General features: G+C 69.0%; 21 protein-coding genes and 1 rRNA gene. 10 read left to right on the forward strand and 12 right to left on the reverse strand.

Annotated elements, in window-relative coordinates:
* Positions 1-10: 10 nt before the first annotated feature.
* Together rsrA and Q9G87_RS56585 are read right to left on the reverse strand one after the other, a co-directional pair.
* Entirely contained in the window at positions 11-277 is a 267-nt protein-coding gene (gene rsrA / locus Q9G87_RS56580) for a mycothiol system anti-sigma-R factor (protein WP_305924983.1), read from the reverse strand.
* A complete protein-coding gene (locus Q9G87_RS56585) occupies positions 274-879 on the reverse strand; it encodes a sigma-70 family RNA polymerase sigma factor (protein ID WP_305924984.1) in 606 nt (201 codons plus the stop codon). The genes rsrA and Q9G87_RS56585 overlap by 4 nt, the downstream gene beginning before the upstream one ends.
* A 233-nt stretch (positions 880-1,112) precedes the next feature.
* Here Q9G87_RS56585 and Q9G87_RS56590 point away from each other — a divergent pair, with 233 nt between their 5' ends.
* The gene (locus tag Q9G87_RS56590; RefSeq protein ID WP_305924985.1) at positions 1,113-1,853 is read left to right on the forward strand and encodes a class I SAM-dependent methyltransferase; all 741 of its coding nucleotides are present in this window, start codon (positions 1,113-1,115) and stop codon (positions 1,851-1,853) included.
* Between the two features lie 45 nt (positions 1,854-1,898).
* Here the strand turns inward: Q9G87_RS56590 and Q9G87_RS56595 are convergent, their stop codons facing one another.
* Positions 1,899-2,231: a TraR/DksA family transcriptional regulator gene (locus tag Q9G87_RS56595; RefSeq protein ID WP_305924986.1), complete on the reverse strand. Its 333-nt coding sequence runs from the start codon at positions 2,229-2,231 to the stop codon at positions 1,899-1,901.
* 156 nt (positions 2,232-2,387) lie between these two features.
* Positions 2,388-3,134 carry an SOS response-associated peptidase gene (locus Q9G87_RS56600; protein WP_305924987.1) on the reverse strand — a complete coding sequence of 249 codons (747 nt, stop codon included), beginning with the start codon at positions 3,132-3,134 and terminating at the stop codon, positions 2,388-2,390.
* Between the two features lie 107 nt (positions 3,135-3,241).
* Here Q9G87_RS56600 and aroA point away from each other — a divergent pair, with 107 nt between their 5' ends.
* Both aroA and rsgA read left to right on the forward strand, forming a co-directional pair.
* Positions 3,242-4,534, forward strand: a complete 1,293-nt coding sequence (aroA, locus tag Q9G87_RS56605; protein ID WP_305924988.1) for a 3-phosphoshikimate 1-carboxyvinyltransferase — start codon at positions 3,242-3,244, stop codon at positions 4,532-4,534.
* 249 nt (positions 4,535-4,783) lie between these two features.
* Entirely contained in the window at positions 4,784-5,863 is a 1,080-nt protein-coding gene (gene rsgA, locus Q9G87_RS56610) for a ribosome small subunit-dependent GTPase A (RefSeq protein ID WP_305924989.1), read from the forward strand.
* 601 nt (positions 5,864-6,464) lie between these two features.
* Here the strand turns inward: rsgA and Q9G87_RS56615 are convergent.
* Positions 6,465-6,917 carry a DUF4442 domain-containing protein gene (locus Q9G87_RS56615; protein ID WP_305924990.1) on the reverse strand — a complete coding sequence of 151 codons (453 nt, stop codon included), beginning with the start codon at positions 6,915-6,917 and terminating at the stop codon, positions 6,465-6,467.
* A gap of 90 nt (positions 6,918-7,007) precedes the next feature.
* Here Q9G87_RS56615 and hisN point away from each other — a divergent pair, with 90 nt between their 5' ends.
* Entirely contained in the window at positions 7,008-7,799 is a 792-nt protein-coding gene (hisN, locus tag Q9G87_RS56620; protein ID WP_305924991.1) for a histidinol-phosphatase, read from the forward strand.
* Between the two features lie 47 nt (positions 7,800-7,846).
* Here the strand turns inward: hisN and Q9G87_RS56625 are convergent, their stop codons facing one another.
* Complete coding sequence (locus Q9G87_RS56625; protein ID WP_305924992.1) at positions 7,847-8,632, reverse strand: fructosamine kinase family protein; 786 nt, start codon at positions 8,630-8,632, stop codon at positions 7,847-7,849.
* Positions 8,619-9,092: a low molecular weight protein-tyrosine-phosphatase gene (locus Q9G87_RS56630; protein WP_305924993.1), complete on the reverse strand. Its 474-nt coding sequence runs from the start codon at positions 9,090-9,092 to the stop codon at positions 8,619-8,621. The genes Q9G87_RS56625 and Q9G87_RS56630 overlap by 14 nt, the downstream gene beginning before the upstream one ends.
* 146 nt (positions 9,093-9,238) lie before the next feature.
* On the opposite strand from Q9G87_RS56630, the gene Q9G87_RS56635 reads away from it, so the two are divergent.
* The 5 genes from Q9G87_RS56635 to Q9G87_RS56655 are packed head-to-tail and all read left to right on the forward strand — an operon-like array spanning position 9,239 to position 13,647.
* The gene (locus tag Q9G87_RS56635; protein WP_305924994.1) at positions 9,239-10,237 is read left to right on the forward strand and encodes a phosphate ABC transporter substrate-binding protein PstS family protein; all 999 of its coding nucleotides are present in this window, start codon (positions 9,239-9,241) and stop codon (positions 10,235-10,237) included.
* On the forward strand, positions 10,237-11,175 hold the full coding sequence (gene pstC, locus Q9G87_RS56640) for a phosphate ABC transporter permease subunit PstC (RefSeq protein WP_305924995.1): 939 nt from the start codon (positions 10,237-10,239) through the stop codon (positions 11,173-11,175). Before Q9G87_RS56635 ends, pstC begins: the two co-directional genes overlap by 1 nt.
* Positions 11,175-12,065, forward strand: a complete 891-nt coding sequence (pstA, locus tag Q9G87_RS56645; protein ID WP_305924996.1) for a phosphate ABC transporter permease PstA — start codon at positions 11,175-11,177, stop codon at positions 12,063-12,065. Before pstC ends, pstA begins: the two co-directional genes overlap by 1 nt.
* Positions 12,066-12,094: 29 nt before the next feature.
* Positions 12,095-12,922, forward strand: coding sequence for a phosphate ABC transporter ATP-binding protein PstB (gene pstB / locus Q9G87_RS56650; RefSeq protein ID WP_305925003.1), 828 nt, complete (start codon positions 12,095-12,097; stop codon positions 12,920-12,922).
* Complete coding sequence (locus Q9G87_RS56655) at positions 12,922-13,647, forward strand: response regulator transcription factor (protein WP_305924997.1); 726 nt, start codon at positions 12,922-12,924, stop codon at positions 13,645-13,647. The genes pstB and Q9G87_RS56655 overlap by 1 nt, the downstream gene beginning before the upstream one ends.
* Here Q9G87_RS56655 and Q9G87_RS56660 read toward each other — a convergent pair.
* Both Q9G87_RS56660 and Q9G87_RS56665 read right to left on the reverse strand, forming a co-directional pair.
* Entirely contained in the window at positions 13,616-14,542 is a 927-nt protein-coding gene (locus Q9G87_RS56660; RefSeq protein WP_305924998.1) for a serine hydrolase, read from the reverse strand. The two genes, Q9G87_RS56655 and Q9G87_RS56660, sit on opposite strands and share 32 nt — an antisense overlap.
* 33 nt (positions 14,543-14,575) lie before the next feature.
* The gene (locus tag Q9G87_RS56665; RefSeq protein ID WP_305924999.1) at positions 14,576-15,460 is read right to left on the reverse strand and encodes a phenylalanine 4-monooxygenase; all 885 of its coding nucleotides are present in this window, start codon (positions 15,458-15,460) and stop codon (positions 14,576-14,578) included.
* Positions 15,461-15,586: 126 nt separating this feature from the next.
* Between Q9G87_RS56665 and Q9G87_RS56670 the strand changes: the two genes are divergently transcribed.
* On the forward strand, positions 15,587-16,039 hold the full coding sequence (locus Q9G87_RS56670; protein WP_305925000.1) for an Lrp/AsnC family transcriptional regulator: 453 nt from the start codon (positions 15,587-15,589) through the stop codon (positions 16,037-16,039).
* Here Q9G87_RS56670 and Q9G87_RS56675 read toward each other — a convergent pair.
* The 3 genes from Q9G87_RS56675 to rrf form a co-directional block, all read right to left on the reverse strand.
* On the reverse strand, positions 16,036-20,412 hold the full coding sequence (locus Q9G87_RS56675; protein WP_305925001.1) for a trypsin-like peptidase domain-containing protein: 4,377 nt from the start codon (positions 20,410-20,412) through the stop codon (positions 16,036-16,038). The genes Q9G87_RS56670 and Q9G87_RS56675 overlap by 4 nt on opposite strands.
* On the reverse strand, positions 20,391-20,678 hold the full coding sequence (locus Q9G87_RS56680) for a CU044_2847 family protein (protein WP_305925002.1): 288 nt from the start codon (positions 20,676-20,678) through the stop codon (positions 20,391-20,393). The genes Q9G87_RS56675 and Q9G87_RS56680 overlap by 22 nt, the downstream gene beginning before the upstream one ends.
* A 138-nt stretch (positions 20,679-20,816) precedes the next feature.
* Positions 20,817-20,893: ribosomal RNA gene (gene rrf / locus Q9G87_RS56685) — 5S ribosomal RNA — on the reverse strand; the annotation flags it as partial.

A 20,893-nucleotide genomic window follows, 5' to 3' on the forward strand; every position in this document is an offset into this window, starting at 1 on the left:
GGGGTAGATCCTAGTCGGCCAGCTCGGCCCTCACTTGAGCGATGCGGGCCAGCACCTTGGAACGCAGGTCAGCCGGGACGGGGTCGCAGCCGCAGTGCTTGTGCACGAGCTGCTTGATCGCCTTGTCCAGGTCGTATTCCTTCAGGCACGGGCTGCATTCGTCGAGGTGCACGCGGATCTCGACGACGTCACTGTCCGTCAGCTCGCCGTCGAGATAGGCGTAGACCTTGTCCAGCACCTCGCGACAGTCGGTGTCGTGCGGGTTGCCACAGCTCATTTCGATCCCTCCGCCGGGACCAGGCCACGCTCGCGAGCATAATCCTCAAGGAGGCCCCGCAGCTGCCTGCGTCCCCTGTGCAGCCTCGACATCACGGTGCCGATCGGCGTGCCCATGATGTCGGCGATCTCCTTGTAGGGGAAGCCTTCGACGTCGGCCAGATAGACCGCGATCCTGAACTCCTCGGGCAGCGCCGCCAGCGCCTGCTTGATGTCCCCGTCGGGCAGGTGCTCGAGCGCCTCGACCTCGGCCGACTTCAGGCCGCTCGAGGTGTGCGACTCCGCCCTGGCGAGCTGCCAGTCCTCGATCTCCTCCGTGCCGGACTGCTTCGGCTCACGCTGCTTCTTGCGATAGCTGTTGATGAACGTGTTCGTCAAGATCCGGTAGAGCCACGCCTTGAGGTTGGTGCCCTGCTGGAACTGATGGAACGAGGCGAACGCCTTGGCGAAGGTCTCTTGCAGGAGATCCTCCGCGTCCGACGGATTCCGGGTCATCCGGAGCGCGGCGGAGTAGAGCTGCTCGAGATAGGGCATGACGTCTCGCTCGAACCGCTCGCTTCGCTGCTCCAGCGTCTCCGCGTTTGTCGCGGGCACCGGACCCACCCCCCTAAGATCACCGGTGACCGGCTGTGGCAGGACACCGTACTCAGGGGAGGATACCCGTTGCTCCGGTACGGGCCGGGCATCAGGTAGGGGGTCGACCAATGTGAGCATGCTCGTCGCAACACCCCCGCGCCGCTGTCTGTTCCCGCAAGATAGAAGGTACGAAGGACCCGGTGCGGGGAACGTCATACGTACCGGCTGGTAGCCCTTTTTCCGGAACCCAGGAGTCGCGTGTGCTGCCCATTCCGGCCGAGGAACTCAACGGCTCAGGGACGCTCGGGCCGTACTGGACGTTCTACCGCGCCGTCGCCGCCGAACAACTCAACCGATGGCTTCCCGCCGACCCCTCCGTGATCCTCGATCTGTCCGGCGGCCGTGGGCGATGGTCCGGCCAGGCGGCCAGGGCGGGACATCGGGTGATCGAGTTGCTCGACTTCCGCCGCACCGTCGACGGGCAGTCCCGATTGCGGGACGCCGACCGCGTCCGCCACATACGCGCCGACGATCTGTCGTTCCTGCCGGACGCGAGCGTGGACGCGGTGCTCGCCGAGGAGCGGGTGATGTCGATCGAGCTCATGGCGGAGTCGGCGATGAACGACGTGGCCAGGGTGCTGCGGCCGGGCGGGCGGGCGCTGGTGTGCGTCGACTCGCTGGTGCTGGGCATGGCGATCCTGGCCGAGCAGGAGCAGTGGCAACATCTGCGGCAGACGGGCGAGGTCATGCTCGTGCCCTGGCCGGACGGCAGCATCACGCGCTGCTTCAGCAGCACGCAGCTGCGTGAGCTGCTGATCGGCGCCGGGCTGGAGGTGGAGTGGATGCGGCCGCGCACGGTGCTGTCGCCGTCCACGGTGGACCACGTGCTCGGCTCCGACGCGCGGTCCCTGACCTGGCTCGTGCGCACGGAGCTCGAAGCCCACCCGGACGACGACGACACGGTCGGCATTCACCTGGTGGCCAGCGCCCGCAAGAGCTGATCCGCCGTTCTTCGTGTCCGGCGGCCGGCTCCCGGCGTCGGCCTCTTAGTGGCGGCGCTCCTGCTTGGACTGGCACTGCACGCAGCGCGCCGCCTCGGGCCGCGCCTCCAGGCGGCCCTCGGGCACCGGCTTGCCGCAGTCGACGCAGCTGCCGTACACGCCTTCCTCGATGCGCTTGATCGCCTCGATCACGGCGCGTCGCTGCGCGGTGGCCACGGTCAGCATGGCCTGGGCACGGTCGGCGTCGGTCAGGTCCGAGCCTGCGTCGGCCGCCGAATACTCGCGTACCGCGACAGGATCTCCCTGGAGCACCCCGATCGAGCGATCCAGCTCGGCGAGCATCTCTTCCAGCCGCTCACGAGCGGTCGTGACGTCCACGAATCCGCACCTCCGGGTAAAAAGAGGGCAACCCGCAGCGAGGACTCCCCGGATGTCCCGCCCGGTGGCAATTAGGGGCTTTTGTGGCGGTGACACCGAGTAAACGGATGCATCGCTTTCCTCACCGAATGCCCACTTACCGCGCTTCTTACACCTTTAGAAAAGCGCCGTTTCCTCCCCATCAGGCAGCGGTTTGATGAGGTCGGGCCCGTTGTTTCTGACGTTGTTGACGTCCGTCGAGACCGCGTACGCCGTGAGCCGCCCCTGTTCGGCCGGAATCAGCAGCCGCGAGGCCTGCTCGGTGTCGGTGAGCTTGGGGTCGAGCCACTCCTGCCAGCGCTCCCGCTCGATCATCATGGGCATCCTGTCGTGGATGCGGCCCAAGTGGTCCTCGGCGTTGGTGGTGATGACGGTGCAGGTGACGAGCCACTTCAGCGGGTCGTCGTCATCCCGCGACGGATCCTTCCAGAATTCGTACAGGCCCGCCATGGCCAGCACGCCGCCGTCCTCCGGATGGATGAAGTACGGCTGCTTCTTCTTTTTCTCGCCTTCGACCGGCATCCATTCGAAGTAGCCGTCGGCCGGGAGCAGGCATCTGCGCTTGGCGAAGGCCTGACGAAACGACGGCTTCTCGGCCACCGTCTCGATCCTGGCGTTGATCAGCCGCGACCCGATCGACGGATCCTTCGCCCACGCGGGCACCAGCCCCCACTTGACGACCCTGAGCTGCCGCACCGCCCGCTCGGCGTCCTTAGGGACGCGGCTCAGGACGGCGTAGACATTCTTGGTAGGGGCGACGTTGTAGTCGGCGTTGAGCTCCTTGTCGGGCTCGGCGTCCTGCTCGACCTGGAATTCCTCGAGCAGCTCGTGCTTCTTGCGCGCCGACGCGTATCTACCGCACATGACCCCACAGTGCCACGTACGGCTTTCGCTCGCATGTTTGCCTCCGCCGCGTAGTCGTTATCCACAGGCTGTGACCTTGTCCTGCCGCGCCCAAGTACCCTTTGACCATGTCCACTTCGCACTGGCCCGCGCCGGCCGCGACCGCCCCTGTCACCGCCACCGTTTCGCTGCCCGGCTCCAAATCGGTGACCAACCGGGCGCTCGTCCTCGCCGCACTCGCCGAGGCCCCTGGCGTCGTGCGCAAGGCGCTGCGCGGCCGCGACGCGGACCTCATGGTGGCGGCGCTGCGCGCGCTGGGCGCCACGCTGACGGCCGGCGAGGAGACCACCGCGGGCGTGGACTGGCACGTGACGCCCGGTCCCATCCGCGGCGGCGCCGCCATCGACGCCGGTCTGGCGGGCACGGTCATGCGGTTCGTCCCGCCGATGGCGGCCCTCGCCGACGGCCCCGTCTCCTTCGACGGCGACCCGCACGCGCGCAAACGCCCGATGGGTCCCATCCTCGACGGCCTGCGCGCGCTAGGGGCGCGGGTGGACAACGACGCGCTGCCGTTCACGATCAGCGGGCCGCTGACGGGCGGCGAGGTGACGCTGGACGCGTCGGGATCGTCGCAGTTCGTCTCGGGTCTGCTGCTGACGGCGGCGCGGTTCGAGAAGGGCATCACGATCCGCCACGTGGGCCCGCCGGTGCCTTCGCAGCCGCACATCGAGATGACCGTGCAGATGCTCAGGGCGGCCGGCGTCACGGTCGACGACAGCGAGCACGACGTCTGGCGGGTCGAGCCCGGGCCGATCGCGGCCAGGGATCTGACGGTGGAGCCCGACCTGTCCAACGCGGCTCCGTTCCTGGCCGCGGCCCTCGTTACGGGCGGCACGGTCACCATCCCGGCCTGGCCCCTGCGGACAACGCAGCCGGGCGACGCGCTGCGCGGGCTGCTGACCGCCATGGGCGGCACGGTCACCAGGGCGGAGTCCCCCGGCGCGGGCGTCACCGACCTCGTCGTCTCGGGCACGGGTGAGATCTCCGGCATCGACGCCGACCTCCACGAGGTCGGCGAGCTGACCCCGACGATCGCCGCCCTGGCCGCGCTCGCGGCGACGCCGAGCCGCATCCGCGGCGTGGGCCACCTGCGCGGCCACGAGACCGACCGGCTCGCCGCGCTCGCCACCGAGATCAACCGCCTGGGCGGCGACGCGGAGGAGACCGAGGACGGCCTCGTCATCCGCCCACGCCCGCTCCACGGCGGGACCTTCCACAGCTACGACGACCACCGCATGGCCACGGCCGGCGCCGTGATCGGCCTCCGGGTGCCCGGCGTGGAGGTGGAGAACATCGCGACCACCGCCAAGACCCTCCCGGAGTTCGTCCAGATGTGGACGGCCATGCTGGCAGCACGATGACCGGGACCCCACGCCTGAAACCGGAGCCGGTCCCACGATGACCGGACCCGAGGCCCGGCTGGTTTCACGACCAATGCTGCGGGCACGTCGGACATGTGCGACACGTGCTAGCACGCTGCCCGCATACCGACGCGAGGATCCACCCCCACCACGCCACCCGGCCACGCTTGGGCGGCGCCCACAACCGAAAACCGGCGCGGGCCGCATCCCCTGCGGTCACCTCCGCGCCGGCCATCCATCGACCCATCCATGGAAGGGAAGCAAGCGTATGGGAGCAGACCGCTGAGAAAGCGGGAGTACGACGAGGACGACGTACGGGTCAGGCCGGGCAAAGGCTCACGGCCGCGGACTCGGATTCGTCCTGCGCATGAGGACGCCGTCGAAGGTTTCGTGGTCGCGGTCGACCGCGGCCGCTACACGACGCTGGTCGAGCTCGAACGCCCCAAGGGGTCGGCCCAGAAACGCAAGCAACAGCAACACCGGCTCGTGGTCGCCATGAAGGCCCGCGAGCTGGGCCGCAAGGGCATCGTCGTAGGCGACAGGGTCGCCCTGGTCGGGGACGTCTCCGGCCGCCCTGACAGCCTGGCCAGGGTCGTACGCGTGGAGCCGCGCACCTCGATGTTGCGCCGCTCGGCCGACGACACCGAGGATACCGACGGCATCGAACGCCCGATCGTGGCCAACGCCGACCAGCTCGTCATCGTGACCGCCCTGGCCGACCCGCCACCCCGGCCGCGCATGATCGACAGGATCCTGGTAGCGGCGTTCGACGCGGAGATCGACACCCTGCTCTGCCTCACCAAGTCCGACCTCGCCCCGCCGGACGAGCTGATAGCCCTCTACGAGCCGCTGGGCGTGCAGCACGTCGTCGTCCACAAGGGCGGCCCGCTGGAGGAGCTCCGCGAGCACCTGACCGGCCGCATCAGCGTCATGGTCGGCCACTCGGGCGTGGGCAAGTCCACCCTGGTCAACGTCCTGGTCCCGGACGCCAACCGGGCCGTCTCCCAGGTCAACGCGGTGACCGGCCGCGGCCGCCACACCTCCACCTCCGCCGTGGCCCTGGAGCTGCCGGACGGCGGCTGGATCATCGACACGCCCGGGGTCCGCAGCTTCGGCCTGGCTCATGTGTCGGTGGAAACGGTCCTGGCCGCGTTCCCTGACCTGGTGGAGGGCACGGTCACCTGTCCCAAGGGGTGCACGCACCTGGGCGACGGCTGCGCGCTGGACGCCTGGGCGGCTGCGGGCAACGCCGACCCCACCCGCCTGGAGTCCCTCCGCCGCCTCCTGTCCAGCCGTGAGGGCACCCTGGACGAGCCCCCAAGCACTTGACCTCGTCTCCACACGCCACCCCGACTGGCCGCATCCCCCGCCCACCGCACTTCGGCACAGACCCCTGCGGAGGAGGCCCAGGGCGAAATGCCGCACCACCCCTTCCACCTCAGCGCAAGCCCTCCGGAGTAGGCCCGGAAGGGGTGGAATGCCGCACCACCCCTTCCACCTCCGCGCAAGTCCCTCCCTGAAGTAGGCCCGGAAGGGGCGGAATGTTGCACCGCACCTACCACCTCGGCACAAGCCCTCCGGAGGAAGTTCGGGGCGAAATGCCGCACCGCACCTACCACCTCGGCACAAGCCCTCCGGAGGAAGTTCGGGGCGAAATGCCGCACCGCACCTACCACCTCGGCACAAGCCCTCCGGAGGAGGTTCGGGGCGAAATGCCGCACCGCCCCTTCCACCTCGGCGCAAGTCCCCGCCCGGAGGAGGCGGCGCATCACGGGCCGGCTGGCTCGCTGGGCGGTGCAACAGACGCGGGAAGCGTCGCATCGACGAATGACGGGACGAGATGCTCCCTGACGACGAACCGCCGAACCTGAGCTGCGCGGCCCCGGCTTGTGCCGTGACCGCGTGACCCGGATCGCCGAGAGCCGGGGGTTCAGGTGTTGGGGCGGAGGGTCCAGGTGACGGTGAGGGTGGACACCAAGGCGCCGTCGGCGTTCTTGATGTCGACGGCCACGTCGAACACCGGCCGCTCCCCCGCGTCCAGCCGGGCGACCACCTCATCCCTGGTCGCCAGCAGCCGGGCCTCGGCATAAACCTCGCCCTTGGCGAGCTTCCGGTACTCGATCGTCGCCGACGTGGCCAGCGGAACCGCCCGCTCCAGCTGATCACCCAGCACGGACAGCATCGCGGCTCCCGACGCGGACTCGGCCAGTGTGAACAGCGCTCCGGCATGCGGGCCCGCCACGTGATTGTGCAAATCCGGACGATCGGGCAGACGGGAAACGGCCTGGCCGTCCCCCACGGAGTCGAAGGTGATGCCCAGGGTGCGGGCAAAAGGGACGGTCTGGAGCAGCAAAGCGCCGACATCGTGCGACATGATGGACATGTTACTGGCAAGTAATAGAAAGAGGAGTTACCAGAAAAGCGCCGTCTGTGACTGATGTTCTCTATACCCGACAAGGTAGCGTGGGCGATCGTGCAGGGTTATTCCGATGATCTACGCCTCGCGCATGTCATGGCGGACGCCGCCGACGACATGACCATGCGGCGGTTCAAGGCTGTCGACCTCAAGGTCGACACCAAGCCAGATCTCACGCCGGTCAGCGACGCCGACCGCGCCGTGGAGGAGGCGATCCGCGGCACGCTGCGCCGGGCCAGGCCGCGTGACGCGGTCGTGGGCGAGGAGTTCGGCAAGACCGGGTGGGGCGCCCGGTCGTGGATCATCGACCCCATCGACGGCACCAAGAACTACGTACGCGGCGTGCCCGTGTGGGCGACGCTGATCGCGCTCATGGAGTACGGCAAGGTCGTGGTCGGCCTGGTCTCCGCTCCGGCGCTCGGGCGGCGCTGGTGGGCTGCGGCCGAGGGCGGGGCGTGGACCGGCAAGAGCCTGACGAAGGCGTCCAGGATGCGGGTCTCCTCGGTGTCCGACCTGGACGACGCGTCGTTCTCGTACTCGAGCTTCGGGGGATGGGAGAAGACCGGCAAGCTCGACAACTTCCTCGACCTCGGCCGCGCCTGCTGGCGGACCAGGGCGTACGGCGACTTCTGGTCGCACATGATGGTCGCCGAGGGCTCGGTGGACCTGTCCGCGGAGCCCGAGTTGTCGCCGTGGGACATGGCGGCGCTCACGGTGATCGTCGAGGAGGCCGGCGGGGTCTGGACGGACGTCGCCGGGGTGCGGGGTCTCGAGGGTGGCAGCCTGGTCTGCACCAACGGCGTCCTGCACGACGAGGTCATCCACCGCCTCAACCGCACCACGCGATGACAACACCTGCTCGGGGGCGGCGTTCAGGTGCCGTTCATCCTTGATCGTCAGAGAGCCAGCACCCGCCGTACTGCCTCCATCAGGCTGTCCCGGTAGGACCCGCCGAACAGCACCACGTGCACGAGCAGCGGATGCAACTGGTGCAGCGGCACCCGCTCCCTCCAGCCGTCCGCCGGAGGCCATTCCTCCTGGTACGCCCCCAGCACCCGATCCAGGTACGGCAGCCCGAACAACGCCATCATGGCCAGATCCGTCTCCCGATGCCCTCCATGCGCGGCGGGATCGACCAGCACAGCGGACCCGCCGGACCACAGCACGTTCCCGCTCCACAGATCCCCATGGATCCGCGAAGGCGGCTCGGGCGGCCCAGCAACCTCGGCGAAGCGCTCCACGGCCCGCTCGACGGCGGCCACGTCCGAGGCGGGTAAGTGCGCCTGACGTAGGAAGGGCAGGACCCGCCGCTCGGCATAGAACGCCGGCCAGTCGTCACACGGCGCGTTGTCCATCGGCAACTCGGCGATGAACCCGGGCCACGGCGCCCCGAAGCCCGAGGCCCCCGAGCGATGCAGCCGGGCCAGCTCCCGCCCGAACCGCTCGGCCGCCGCCATGGTCGGGCGTTCCTGCTCCACCCACGACAACACGAGCCGGTCGGGACCGACCTCGATCACCTCGGGAACCGCGATCGCCTCGCCGAGCCACCTCAGCCCGGCCGCCTCCGAAGTGAACATTTCGGAAACAACGCCGGTCTTCGCGAACACCTGCCGCCCGTCGTCGAGCACGCCCCGCTGCAGGCGCCAACCGTGGGATGAGCCCAGGTCCTCAGTCGATCTCATCGGCAATGTGCTCCGCCAGGCCCTCGGCGGCCGACTCGACCAGCGCGAGGACCTCCTCGAACCCCTCGCGCCCCCCGTAGTAGGGGTCGGGCACTTCGGCACCAGGCGGTGCCGCGGGGTCGAACGAGCGGAACAGACGCACCTCCACGCCGGCGGGCGCCATCCGCCGCAGATTGGCAAGATTGTCCAGATCCATGGCCAGGACCAGGTCATACCTGTCGTACCAGTCCTTGGTGAACTTCCTGGCCCGGTGCGTGGAGCCGTCGTAACCGTGGTCGGACAGGATGTGCAGCGCTCGCTCATCCATGGGGTCTCCCTCGTGCCAGCCGCCGGTCCCCGCGCTCTCCACGACGACGCGATCGGCCAGCCCCCGATCGGCGAGGGCCTTGCGCAGCACCACCTCCGCCATCGGTGACCTGCAGATATTCCCCATGCACACCACACATACGCGATAGCTCATCTCTCTAGGATCGCCCTTACGCGGTATTCATACGACCAGGAACACCTCTTTGTACCTCGGTCACGGGTCGTTCTACTGCTGTTCACTTTCACCCGGTGTTATCGGAGGTGTCGAAGTAAAGATCTCACTAGGGACGAGGAAATACCGTGACCCGTGGACAGCGCCGCCTCAGCGCGGTGGCGACGGCCGCCATCGTTGTGGGCCTTTCGGCCGCCTGTGGCGGCACCAACACCACTCCGCCCGCCGGGGAGGGCACAGCTTCCGCCCCTGCCAGCCAGGGCGCCCCCGCCGAGCTGGCCGGGCAGGTCAAGGTTGACGGCTCCAGCACGGTCGCCCCGCTGACCAGCGCCGCCGCTGAGTTCTTCAGCGAGGAGCAGGCCAAGGTCAACGTGACCGTGGGCACCTCCGGCACCGGTGGCGGTTTCGAGAAGTTCTGCAACGGCGAGACCGACATCTCCGACGCCTCCCGTCCGATCAAGGACGAGGAGAAGGCCGCCTGCGACGCCAAGAGCATCAAGTACACCGAGCTCACCGTGGCGACCGACGCGCTGACCATCGTGGTGAACAAGGAAAACACCTGGGCCACCTGCCTCACCGTCGACCAGCTCAAGAAGATGTGGGAGCCGGGCGCGGAGAAGAAGATCACCAGCTGGAACCAGGTCGACCCCAAGTTCCCGAACGAGCCGCTGAAGCTCTTCGGCCCGGGCACCGACTCCGGCACCTTCGACTACTTCACCGACGAGATCAACGGTGAAGAGGGCGCGAGCCGCAAGGACTACAGCCCCAGCGAGGACGACAACGTCACCGTCCAGGGCGTCGAGGGCAGCAAGGGCGGCCTCGGCTACTTCGGCTACACCTACTTCGAGGAGAACGCCGCCAAGCTGAAGGCCGTTGAGGTCGACGGCGGCGATGGCTGTGTCGCGCCGAGCGTCGAGACGGCGCAGAACGGCACCTACAAGCCGCTGGCCAGGCCGCTGTTCATCTACCCGTCCACCGCCGCTGTCAAGCGGCCGGAGGTCGCGGCCTTCCTCGACTACTACGTGGCCAACATCAACAAGATCGCGACGGACGCGAAGTTCATCCCGCTCAACACGGAGCAGGAGAGCAAGCTCAAGGCCGACCTGTCGACGCTGAAGAGCAGCTGATGGCGGTTCGCGACTCCGCGACCGTGCCGGGGACTCCCCAGTCCCTGGCGCGGTCGCGCCCGCGTTATGGCGAGATGGCCATCAAGGCGACCCTCCTGCTGGCCGCCCTGGTCTCCATCGCCACCACGGTCGGCATCGTGTTCTCCCTCCTGGAGCCCACGATCAGGTTCTTCGGGGAAATCAGCGTGGTGGAGTTCTTCACCTCCACCAACTGGGGACCGCTGTTCGAACCCCCGAGCTACGGCGTGCTGCCACTGGTCAGCGCGACCCTCATCACGACCGGCATCGCGATCGTCGTCGCCGTCCCACTCGGCCTGGCCGCCGCGATCTACCTGTCCGAATACGCCAAGCCACGCGTCAGGAAAATCTTCAAGCCGGTTCTCGAGGTGCTGGCGGGCATCCCGACCGTGGTCTTCGGGTTCTTCGCGCTGAGCTTCGTCACCCCGCTGCTGCGGAACATCCTGTGGTTCGAGATCGAGATCTTCAACGCCCTGAGCGCGGGTCTCGTGGTCGGCTTCATGATCATTCCGATCGTGGCGTCGCTGTCGGAGGACGCGATGACGTCGGTGCCGAACAGCCTGCGCGAGGGCTCCTTCGCCCTCGGCGCCTCCAGGATGGTCACCTCGCTCCGCGTGGTGCTGCCCGCGGCCTTCTCCGGCATCGTCGCGGCCGTCATCCTGGCGATCTCGCGGGGCGCGGGTGAGACGATGATCGTCTACATCGCCGGCGGCGGTCAGCCCAACTTCACCCTCGACCTGGGCGTCGCGATGCAGACCATGGCCGCGTTCATCGCCGCGGCAGGTTCGGGCGACGTGCCGGTGGGCACGGTCGACTACAACACCATTTTCGCGGTCGGCGCCCTGCTCTTCGTGATGACGTTCGTCATGAACTACGTCAGCGCCCGCTTGGTGCGGAAATATCGTGAGGTGTACGAGTAATGGCAGTTCTCTCGACGCCGCGCTCCGCCGTGCAACTGGCGAGCCAGGGGCGCCCGGTCAAGGAAATCTTGTTCCGGATGCTCCTGCTCGCCAGCCTGGCGCTGGCGCTTATCTTCCTGGTCGCCCTCCTCACCTTCGTCCTGGTGGAGGGCTGGCCGCGGATCGACGCCCGGCTCTGGGAGAACATGCCGTCGATCCGCAATCCGGAGATCGCCGGCGCCCAGTCCGCCATCACGGGCACGCTCTGGGTCATCTCGCTGACCGCGGTCATGACGATTCCGACGGGCATCGCCGCGGCGATCTACCTGGAGGAGTACGCGGACCGTACCCGCTGGTACAACCGCGTCATCGAGCTCAACATCCAGAACCTCGCCGCCATCCCGTCGATCGTCTACGGCATCCTCGGCCTGGGCATCATCGCCCGGACGATCGGCCTCGGCTTCAGCGTGATCACCGCGTCGATCACCCTCGGCCTGCTGGTGCTCCCCATCGTGATCATCGCCTCGCGTGAGGCGATCCGGGCGGTGCCGCCGTCCATCCGGGAGGGGTCGCTGGCACTGGGCGCCACGCAGTGGCAGACGATCTACCGACAGGTGTTGCCCGCGTCGATCCCCGGCATCGCGACCGGCTCGATCTTGGCCCTCTCCCGGGCCATCGGCGAGGCCGCTCCCCTGATCATGCTGGGTGCGGTGTCCTTCATCCGCTTCAACCCGGACGGCATCTTCGCCAGCTACACCGTCCTCCCGATCCAGATCTTCAACTGGATCTCCCAGTCGCGTGAGGGATTCCACATCCTGGCCGCCGCCGCGATCGTGATCCTGCTGCTGATCCTGCTGCTGATGAACTCGGTGGCGATCTGGCTCCGCAACCGCTATCAGAAGCGCTGGTGAAGGAAGATATGAGTGAGATAGGAACCCCCATGGCGAACGTCACCGTCCGTGGCCCCGAGGCCCCCCGAAACCTCGAGGCCCTGGATCCGGTCTTCACCGTCTCCGACCTCAGCGTTTTCTACGGCGACTACGAGGCCGTGCGCGAGGTCGACATGCTGATCGGCAATCGCGAGATCACCGCCATGATCGGCCCCTCCGGTTGCGGCAAGAGCACGGTGCTGCGGTGCTTCAACCGGATGAACGACCTCATCCCCGGCGCCCGCCCGGCCGGCAAGATCCTCTACCACGGTGAGGACCTCTACGGCGACCACGTGGACCCCATCGAGGTACGCCGCCGGATCGGCATGGTCTTCCAGAAGCCCAACCCCTTCCCCAAGTCGATTTACGACAACATCGCCTACGGCCCCCGCGTCAACGGCACGAAGGGCAAGATGGACGACCTGGTCGAGCAGGCGCTCACCCGGGCGGCCCTGTGGGACGAGGTCAAGGACAAGCTCAAGCAGAACGCCCTGTCCCTGTCCGGCGGTCAGCAGCAGCGCCTGTGCATCGCGCGGGCCATCGCGGTCAGCCCCGAGGTCATCCTCATGGACGAGCCGTGCTCGGCCCTCGACCCGATCGCCACCACCAAGATCGAAGACCTGATGCAGGAGTTGGCGCGCGATTACACGATCGTGATCGTCACGCACAACATGCAGCAGGCCGCTCGCGTCTCCCACCGCACCGCGTTCTTCACCGCCGAGGTCGACGACAAGGGCGTGCGGCACGGCCGCCTCGTGGAGTACGACGAGACCAGCCGCATCTTCACCAACCCATCCGACAAGCGCACCGAGGACTACATCACGGGACGCTTCGGCTGATGACCCAGCAGCAGGCGGCATCCACGATGCACGGGGACACGAGGACCAAGCCCGTACTGCTCATCGCCGACCCCGACAGCGCCGTGGTCGAGGCACTGGCCACCGCCCTCGAACGCGAGGGCGTGGCCGTCACCGGCGCGCCTGACGGCGCTCAGGGGCTGCTGCAGGCGGGAGCCCTGCAGCCGGACGTGGTGCTCGTCTCGGCCACGCTCCCGGTCATCGACGCGGTCGAGTTCGTGCGCGCGGTACGGCTCGCGCGAGCCGTACCGGTGCTGCTCGGCGTCGGCGAGGGGCACGCCGAGCAGGCTGTGCGCGCTCTCGCGGCCGGCGCGGCCGCCTGCGTGGCCCGGCCTTATCGGGTGCTTGAGCTGCTGCCGTTCATCCAGGCGTCCTCGCCCGAGTCGCGCAAGGTGCTGATCGTGGGCGGGGTCGAGCTGGACGTGCAGGCCTACCAGGTACGCGTGGGCGGGCGGGCCGTGCACCTGCCGCTGCGGGAGTTCGAGCTGCTGCAATACCTCATGCGCAACGCCGACCGCACGGTCACCCGCGAGCAGATCATGCGCAACGTGTGGCACACCGCCGCCACCACCTCGACGAACACGATCGCCGTGCACGTCAAGCGGCTGCGGGCACGGCTGGGCGACGAGGACGACCAGCTCATCCAGACCGTGCGCGGCGTGGGCTACCGGCTGGTCACTCCGGGCATGACCGGAAGTCCTGCATGATCCTTTTGGCGACGCCTTCGACCGTCGCGATCCCGTACCCGACGTCGGAGCTGCCCTCGGTGAGCACGGCCACGGCGTAGTCGTGGCCGTCGCCCCTGATCAGGCCCACGCTGATCACGGCCCAGCGCTTGGTCGAGACGCGCTTGAGCCAGCCGTTCTTCAGCGCTACCCGCTCGCCCCGGCACGCGGCGGCGCTGATGCCCCAGTCCTGGCCGTCGACGACCTTGCCCATGAGCCCGAGCACCCGCTCGCGCTCCGCGCCTTTGAGCGGGCTCTTGCCGGACACCAGGGCGCTCATGAGCCGGATCTGGTCGTCCACCGACGTCCGGGTGATGCCCCAGCAATACAGGTCGAGGCAGTCACCGGGGACGCCCTGCGTGTGTTTCAGCCCGAATCGCCGCCCGGCCTTGGTGAATCCGGACGCCCCGCCGATGCGTAACCAGAGCCGGTCGGCGGCGTGGTTGTCGCTGTAGTGGATCATCAGCTCGGCGTCCCGCCTGACCGCCTCGGGCACCTTCTTCCACGGCGTCTTCAGCAGCAACGCCATGAGGATCTGGACCTTGGCGCTGCTCGCGGTGATCAGCCGCTCGCCTGGGTGGTAACGGTAGAGCCGCCCGGTCGCCAGGTCCTTGACCATGGCGGTGACCGGCCCAGGGCGGCCGGCCAGATAGCGGTCGAGCCGTTTGGTGATCTGTTTGGCCGGGATCGGCCCCACGGCCTCCTCGGCCGCAATGCTCTCGAGCCACGCCAGGCTCGCCTCCCGGGCCACGGGCACCGCCCACACGGGACCTCTGGGCCGTTCGGGACGTGGCTCCACGGGCGCCGTGACCAGTGACAGGACCAGGGCGAGCGCGAGCACCACCCGTGCTGACGCCTGCCGCCGGCCCCTGATCACCCGGGCATTATCACGAAGAAGCGCGATGCGCCGCTAGACGGCGGCGAGCAGTTTCGCGATCGAGTCGTCGTCACAGGTGTCCCAGAAGCCACCCACGACGTCTTCCAGGTGCTCCAAGGAGTCGGCCCGGAACAGCACGTCCTGATATTTCGTGATGTCGTAGTGCGTCGTGCCCATGGCCGCCAGATCCAGCGGCCTGATGTCCATGGCGCGGAACTCCTCGATCTCCCCGTACGACGACAGAATCCCCGCCCCGTACGCCCGGAGCTCGCCCCGCTCCTCCATCACCCCGAACTCCAGCGTGAACCAGAACACCTTCGACACGAACTCCAGCGCCTCCTCCCCCTCGACCCGCCGCGCCGCCTGACCGGCCAGGCGGTACAGGGCGGCGTAGCGGGAGCTGGCGAGCGCGTTGGCATGCCCGATCACCTCGTGGACGACGTCCGGCTCCGGCGTGTAGAAGGGCACCGAATGGTGGCGGATGTACTGCGTCGAGTGGAAGAACCCGTCCGCGAGCACCCCGTAGAAGTCCCGCAGCGGCACCAGCCCCGCCGCCGGCAGATACCGGAACCCGGTCAGCGGCTCCAGGAGCCGCGAGACCTCCTCCAGCTGCGGGATGCGCTCGGCCGGCAGCCCCAGCCGGGCCACGCCGTCGAGATACTCCGCCGTGGCGTATGTGGCGTGCTTGACCGCCAGCTCCCTGCTGACCATCGCCCACACCTCATGCTCCTGCTCGGTGTACTGGGCCGCGGGAATGGGGGTCCCTGGACGATAGTCGACCGCGAGCTTCGCGATCGCGTTACGCCGCGCCCGGTAGACCGGGTCGGCGAACCCGGGATGCGACGCCGAGAGCTCGACCACCACCGACCCGTCGGCCTGGGCCGCGACCGGGGCGAAGTATTGCGCTTCCTCAAACATGCCCAGATAACAGCAAGTTCCGCTTTTCCTGGCAAGAGCGCGTAGTTTTGCTGCGCGATACGCTTACTTTCGCACTCCCATAGCCGCATAATCTGGTCGAATCGCACAGTCCTGGAAGGGGCCGGTATGGACGAGCTGGACACCAGGTTGCTCGTGACCATGCGGGCCAACCCGCGCATCGGCCTGACGGAGCTCGCCCGCCTCCTGGGCGTGGCCAGGGGCACGGTGCAGGCCAGGGTGGAGAAGCTGACCGCACGCGGGGTGATCGAGGACTTCGGGCCCACGGTGTCGCCGGCCGCGGCCGGGCATCCGATCCTGGCGTTCGTCTGGCTGCAGATCGCCCAGGGCCGGCTGGAGGAGGCGGTGGCGGCACTGCGTGCCGTGCCGCAGATCCTGGAGGTGCACGGGACGAGCGGCCAGCACGACCTGCTGTGCCGGGTGGTCGCCAGAAGCACCGATCATCTGCAGGAGGTCATCGCCCGCGTCCTGGCCTCGCCCGCCGTGCAGCGTACGGACACCACGATCGCCCTGTCCACCCAGATCCCGTACCGCATCGAGCCCTTGCTCGAACGGGGTTAGCGCGCCACTCCCAGCAGATCAAGAATGCGGACCGCCTCAGCGTGCCCACCCAACTGGGCGATGGCCGACCGGTAGAAGAGGATGTCGGCGATGACGCCGCCGCGGCTGTCGAGCGGCAGCTCGGTGGTCCACCGATCGACCGCCCGCCACATCTCCTCCCGCCCCAGCTCCGCCCACCGATCGTGGAACACCGCCCACAGCTGCCCCCGGTCCTTGGCGTCGTCGAAGTACCGGTGCACCTCGGCTGCCCACTCCAGCAGGCCTTCCGTGGGAAGTTGGGGAAGGATGTCCGCCATGGCCGACGACCTGATCAGCTGCGTCTGCCACCCGAGCCAGCTCGCCAGCGTGTAGGCCCGCTCCACTTCCCCCAAGCCCGCGAGGGCGCTCGCCGCGGCGGCCTCGAACGCCTTGCGCGTGCTCTCCGACTTGATCCCGGGATCCCCTCCCCTGAGTTCCAGCAGGGCGTCGATCTCGGCCACCGACAGGATCGGCATGAGCGCCAGTACGTCGTGCGCCCAGTCGTCGAGCCGCTTGTGGTCGCTGCCGAAAGGAGAGTGGTGCAGGCGCGCCACCCCATCGAGATAGCCCCCTTCGAAAAGCAGCGGCTTGACGGTCTCGGCCGCCGCCGGCGACAGCAGCCGGACGAAGAACGGCGTCCAGTCGCCGATGCCGCGCACCAGCCACGGGCACTGCGCCGGATAACCGTCGTAGGCGGACTCATCGGCGACTTCGTCACGCAGCCGCCGCAGCCCGGCCATGATGGCCTCCATCACTGTGGGGTGCGGCGGATGGGTGCCCGCCGCCAGCACCGTGAGGCGTACCCAAGGATCGGGCTGGGCGTCGGCCAGGGCCATCAGGTGCGGGACGTCGTCCTCGTCCATGTCGGTGGCGGCCGCGTAGAGCATGTCCAGGGGCTCGTCGCCGAGCACCTGACCCACCCGATGGGGGTATCGCCTGACGCCGCTCTCCCACGAACGCCATGCCCCCGGATAGGTACAGCGCTCCCACCAGGGCTCGCGGTACGACGCCCGCTGGTTGGGCTCGAGCGGCCCCTCGGGCAGATACGTGGCCAGCTGCCACACCAGCGTCGGCGCCAGCCCTTGCCGGTCCGTCTGGTCGTAGACCAGGTCGAGCGCTCGCCCGGCCTCCTCCGGCCCGAAAGCGGCCAGCCTGGCCAGCGCCCACTTGCGCGGAGGCCGGTCCGGCACGGAATCCTCCGCATCGTGCACGGTGATGCTCAACGCCAGCTCGGTCTCCTCCCGGGTCAAGTACCGCCACATGGCCATCAGCCACGTCCAGAGACGGTCCTTGTCCTCGGCCCCGACGGCCCGCAGCGCCCTGCCGGCGTATCCAGCCGCGGCCAGGGCAGGGCACACCACGTCGAGCTCCACCATCTGCAGGTGCCTCAGCAGCTCCGGCTGCTCGAAGGCCACCTCGGCGTACCGCTCCCGCTCGTCCCCCTCCAGCAGCGGAAGCAGCTGCATCAGGCAGACCACCCGCTTGGTGTAGTCCAGCTCCGCGACCACCCGTGCGGCCGCGTGCGCGGCGTGCTCCGCCGGCAGGACGCTGAACACCCCGTCGTGGTGGAGGCTCGGCATGAGCTCGTACTGCTGGTCGAGCGTGACCGGGCCGAGGAGAACATTCTGGAACACGGCGTCCACCACGTCGCGGGACAACCACCGCGCCGCCGCCACGAACGCCTCTCCGCCGATCCGCCACCCCGGCTCGAAGCGTGACTGCATCGCCGAGACCAGCCTGTCCCTGATCCCCGCGGACTCGGCCAGCTCCACCGGCACCTGTTTGGTCAGCCGGCATGCCGCGAAGGTGTCCATGACGCCGACCGCGTCCATCGCGTCGATCAGGATCCGCTCGGCGAGCGGCGCGGGCAGCAACGGCGCCAGCTCGCTCACCACCCACACGTGCACGAGCCCGCGATATCGGTGGTCGTCGGGCAGCCATTCCGCGACCGCCAGCGCGTCCTCGACCCGGCCCAGCTCCAGCAGCCGCCGCGCGTAGGCGGCACTCGCCGGGGCGAGATACTCCGGGAAGGCGTCCACCGACTTCTCCAGGATCTGCCGCAACGCCGGCAGGTGTTCCTCGTCGAGGTATGGCGACAGGCTCCGCAGGCCATGCGCTCTGGTGCTGTCGAACACCTCCCTGGCCAGCAGGGACAGCGCCCGGCCCGGCGGCCAGATCCCGTACCGCACGAGCTGGGCCGCGAGGTGGTGGCTCATCTCCGTGCCCAGCGCCGCCCGCTCGCCGGCCAGGGCCGCCGCGCACAGGATCTGCTCGGGCAGGTACGGCAGCCGCTCGCCCGCCTCGAAGGCCCGCTGGTTCGCGGCACGCGCCCGGGCCGCCACCCGCCGCACGTCGGCGCGGTAGCCGTCCAGCTCGTCCGAGCCGGTCTCCCTGGCCCGCCGCCACAGGCTGTGTGTCAACGCGAACGCCTCCCGCATCGGCACGCCCGCCCCCGCCTCGTCGGGCACCAGATGCGCCGCGAGATGGCGAGCCAGATACGTGGGCACGGCGGTCGGCGACAGCTCCCGGGCCAGCAGAGCGGCCATGACCTCGCGCCCCCAGGCGACGTACGCCTCCCGGTACGCGGCGAGATCGCCGTCGCCGTCCAGCCGTTTACGCAACATGCGGGTGATGAGCGGGTGCGCGATGAGGAAACTGTCGGGCTCGCGACCGGGCAGCACCAGCCGGTCCAGCAGCCGGACGGCCTGGCGGAGCCGGTCGGCGTCCAACGCCTTGCCCACGCGGGGAGCCAGGCTGCGGAGCTCGGTCAGGCGTACCGGGCCCTCGGCCACGGCGAGCAGGTTGAGCAACCGTCTGCCGTCCTTGAGCCGCTTGGCGTCGCGGGCCCGCCACTGCCGCTCCTGCTCCTCCTCCCACATCGCGAAATATCCATCCAGCCCTGGAGCGGCCCGCTCCAGCGCCGCGAGATCAACGAGCGGCCGATCCGCCAGATCACGCAGGTAGAGGCCGGTCGTCACCGGATCTCCTCGAGTGAGCCGCCACAACGCCGGGGCGATCTCGTCGACCGGATCCTGTGGCCGTACCTGCCGCAGCAGCTCGGCCACGTCATCGGCGCACAGCGCTCCGAGCCGCGTGACCGTGGTGTCCGGCAGGTTGAGCGCCTCCGCCCACGCCTCGGCCGAGGGCCGGCGAGCGGTGTGCCGCGCGGACAACACGATCCGCACGCCCGGCCCCGGACGCCGGGGAAAGTCCGCCGGTCCCGGCTCCCAGCCGGCCTCATCCAGTGCGTCCACGATCACGAGCAACGTCACCCCGTCGGGTGCCGGCCGGGATAACAACGCCGCCAGCGCGTCCCTGGCCCGCGCTTCGCCGGCGTTGTAGTCGTAGCCGACCCCGTGCACGCGAGCGACACGATGCAGCAGGTTCGTGAACACCTCACCGGCCCCGGTGGCCTCGTAACGCAAGCTGACCGGCACGAACACCGGCCGCACCCGCGGCTGGCCCGCCGCCACCGCCGTCGCCCACCGCACCAGCAGCGTGCTCTTGCCGGCCCCCGCCTCACCGCAGACGAGGTGGTACGGCGGCGCGTCCGGATCGGCGAGCCACGCGTCGAGCGCGTCCAGCTCGGTGGCCCGTCCGGCGAACGGCAACGTGCCCTGGCTGCCGCGTAAGTGGGTGTCGATGAAGTTCGCGATCTGCCCGCGCCCGGGCGCGCCGACGTCCCCGGCCAGCTCGTCGGCCGCGTCGAGCGCCGCCCCCAGTTCGGGCCAGCGCTGGATGATCTCCACGGCGGGAACGGCGTAAACCGTGCCCCCGACCGCGCGCCCCTCGTCTTCGTCGTCCTCCTGCATCCAGCAGATCACGCCTACCGCCACCTGCCCCGCGACGGTGTCTACCAGCACAGGCCCGCCGCTGAACCCGCGTGGCCGCATGCGTGCCGCCACCTCATCCGAGAACAGCTGGATCACCGGCATGCCGTCATGGATCGTCGTCCGCCGCACGGCGACCCGGGCAGGCAAGGACTGCGGCTCGACGGTGGACGGATTGTGCGTCGGCCACCCCAGCCCCACCACCCGCGTCTCCCCCGCCGCCTCCGCGTCCCGCCCCAGCGGAACGGGCCGCCAGCCCGGTGGCAGCGGCGTCCCCGGATCGAGCTCCAGCAACGCCACATCCAGCCGCAGGTCGTGGTCGGCGTAAACGCCCTCCACCAGCACATCCGGCGCCAACCGCACCACCACCCGCTCGTTCCGCAGCCTGGTACGGTCCCTGGGATCCGCCAGGCAGTGCCAGCAGGTCAGCAACAACCGGTCGGTGACGGCGAACGCTGTGCCGCGCGGCTCTGGCGTCAGCACCGCCCCGACCGCGGGGCGGCTCATGTCTTGCCTCTGGTCCATTTCAGCGACACCTGGAACGTGCCGCCGGTCTTGGCCTTCGCGATCACCACGCCGCTCTCGGCTTCCAGGCTCATCGATAGCGCCAGACTGACCTCGGACAGCGCCCACGCCTCGGTATCCTGCCGGACCAGGCGTTCCTCCAGGGCCGCGCGCACGCGCTCGGCCACCGCTCCGATCGAAGCGCCGAGCTCGCCGGCCCGGTTCTCGAACTTCTCCAGTAGATCAGCCGGGCCGAGCGTGCCCCGATAACCGGGATCGGGCAGCACCTCTACCTTGATCGTGCCTAACGGCTCAGGTGATGCGGACATGCCCCCATTGGACTACCAACCGCCCTCCGCGGATAGTCGTCCAAACAAGAAAAGCCCCGACGCGTTGTGCGTCGGGGCTTTCCCCAATCAAAGATTGTCCGGCGGTGACCTACTCTCCCACACCCTCCCGAGTGCAGTACCATCGGCGCGGGGAAGCTTAACTTCCGGGTTCG

The sequence above is a fragment of the Nonomuraea turcica genome (assembly GCF_030718205.1).
In the GTDB taxonomy this organism is placed as follows: Bacteria; Actinomycetota; Actinomycetes; order Streptosporangiales; family Streptosporangiaceae; genus Nonomuraea.

Coding starts and splice junctions, on each gene's coding strand:
- pstA (WP_305924996.1), top strand. CDS start 11,175: ATGGCAGTTCTCTCGACGCCGCGCTCCGCCGTGCAACTGGCGAGCCAG.
- Q9G87_RS56670 (WP_305925000.1), top strand. CDS start 15,587: ATGGACGAGCTGGACACCAGGTTGCTCGTGACCATGCGGGCCAACCCG.
- Q9G87_RS56615 (WP_305924990.1), bottom strand. CDS start 6,917: ATGTCCATCATGTCGCACGATGTCGGCGCTTTGCTGCTCCAGACCGTC.
- rsgA (WP_305924989.1), top strand. CDS start 4,784: ATGGAAGGGAAGCAAGCGTATGGGAGCAGACCGCTGAGAAAGCGGGAG.
- Q9G87_RS56655 (WP_305924997.1), top strand. CDS start 12,922: ATGACCCAGCAGCAGGCGGCATCCACGATGCACGGGGACACGAGGACC.
- pstC (WP_305924995.1), top strand. CDS start 10,237: ATGGCGGTTCGCGACTCCGCGACCGTGCCGGGGACTCCCCAGTCCCTG.
- Q9G87_RS56600 (WP_305924987.1), bottom strand. CDS start 3,134: ATGTGCGGTAGATACGCGTCGGCGCGCAAGAAGCACGAGCTGCTCGAG.
- Q9G87_RS56630 (WP_305924993.1), bottom strand. CDS start 9,092: ATGAGCTATCGCGTATGTGTGGTGTGCATGGGGAATATCTGCAGGTCA.
- pstB (WP_305925003.1), top strand. CDS start 12,095: ATGGCGAACGTCACCGTCCGTGGCCCCGAGGCCCCCCGAAACCTCGAG.
- Q9G87_RS56625 (WP_305924992.1), bottom strand. CDS start 8,632: ATGAGATCGACTGAGGACCTGGGCTCATCCCACGGTTGGCGCCTGCAG.
- rsrA (WP_305924983.1), bottom strand. CDS start 277: ATGAGCTGTGGCAACCCGCACGACACCGACTGTCGCGAGGTGCTGGAC.
- aroA (WP_305924988.1), top strand. CDS start 3,242: ATGTCCACTTCGCACTGGCCCGCGCCGGCCGCGACCGCCCCTGTCACC.
- Q9G87_RS56675 (WP_305925001.1), bottom strand. CDS start 20,412: ATGGACCAGAGGCAAGACATGAGCCGCCCCGCGGTCGGGGCGGTGCTG.
- Q9G87_RS56665 (WP_305924999.1), bottom strand. CDS start 15,460: ATGTTTGAGGAAGCGCAATACTTCGCCCCGGTCGCGGCCCAGGCCGAC.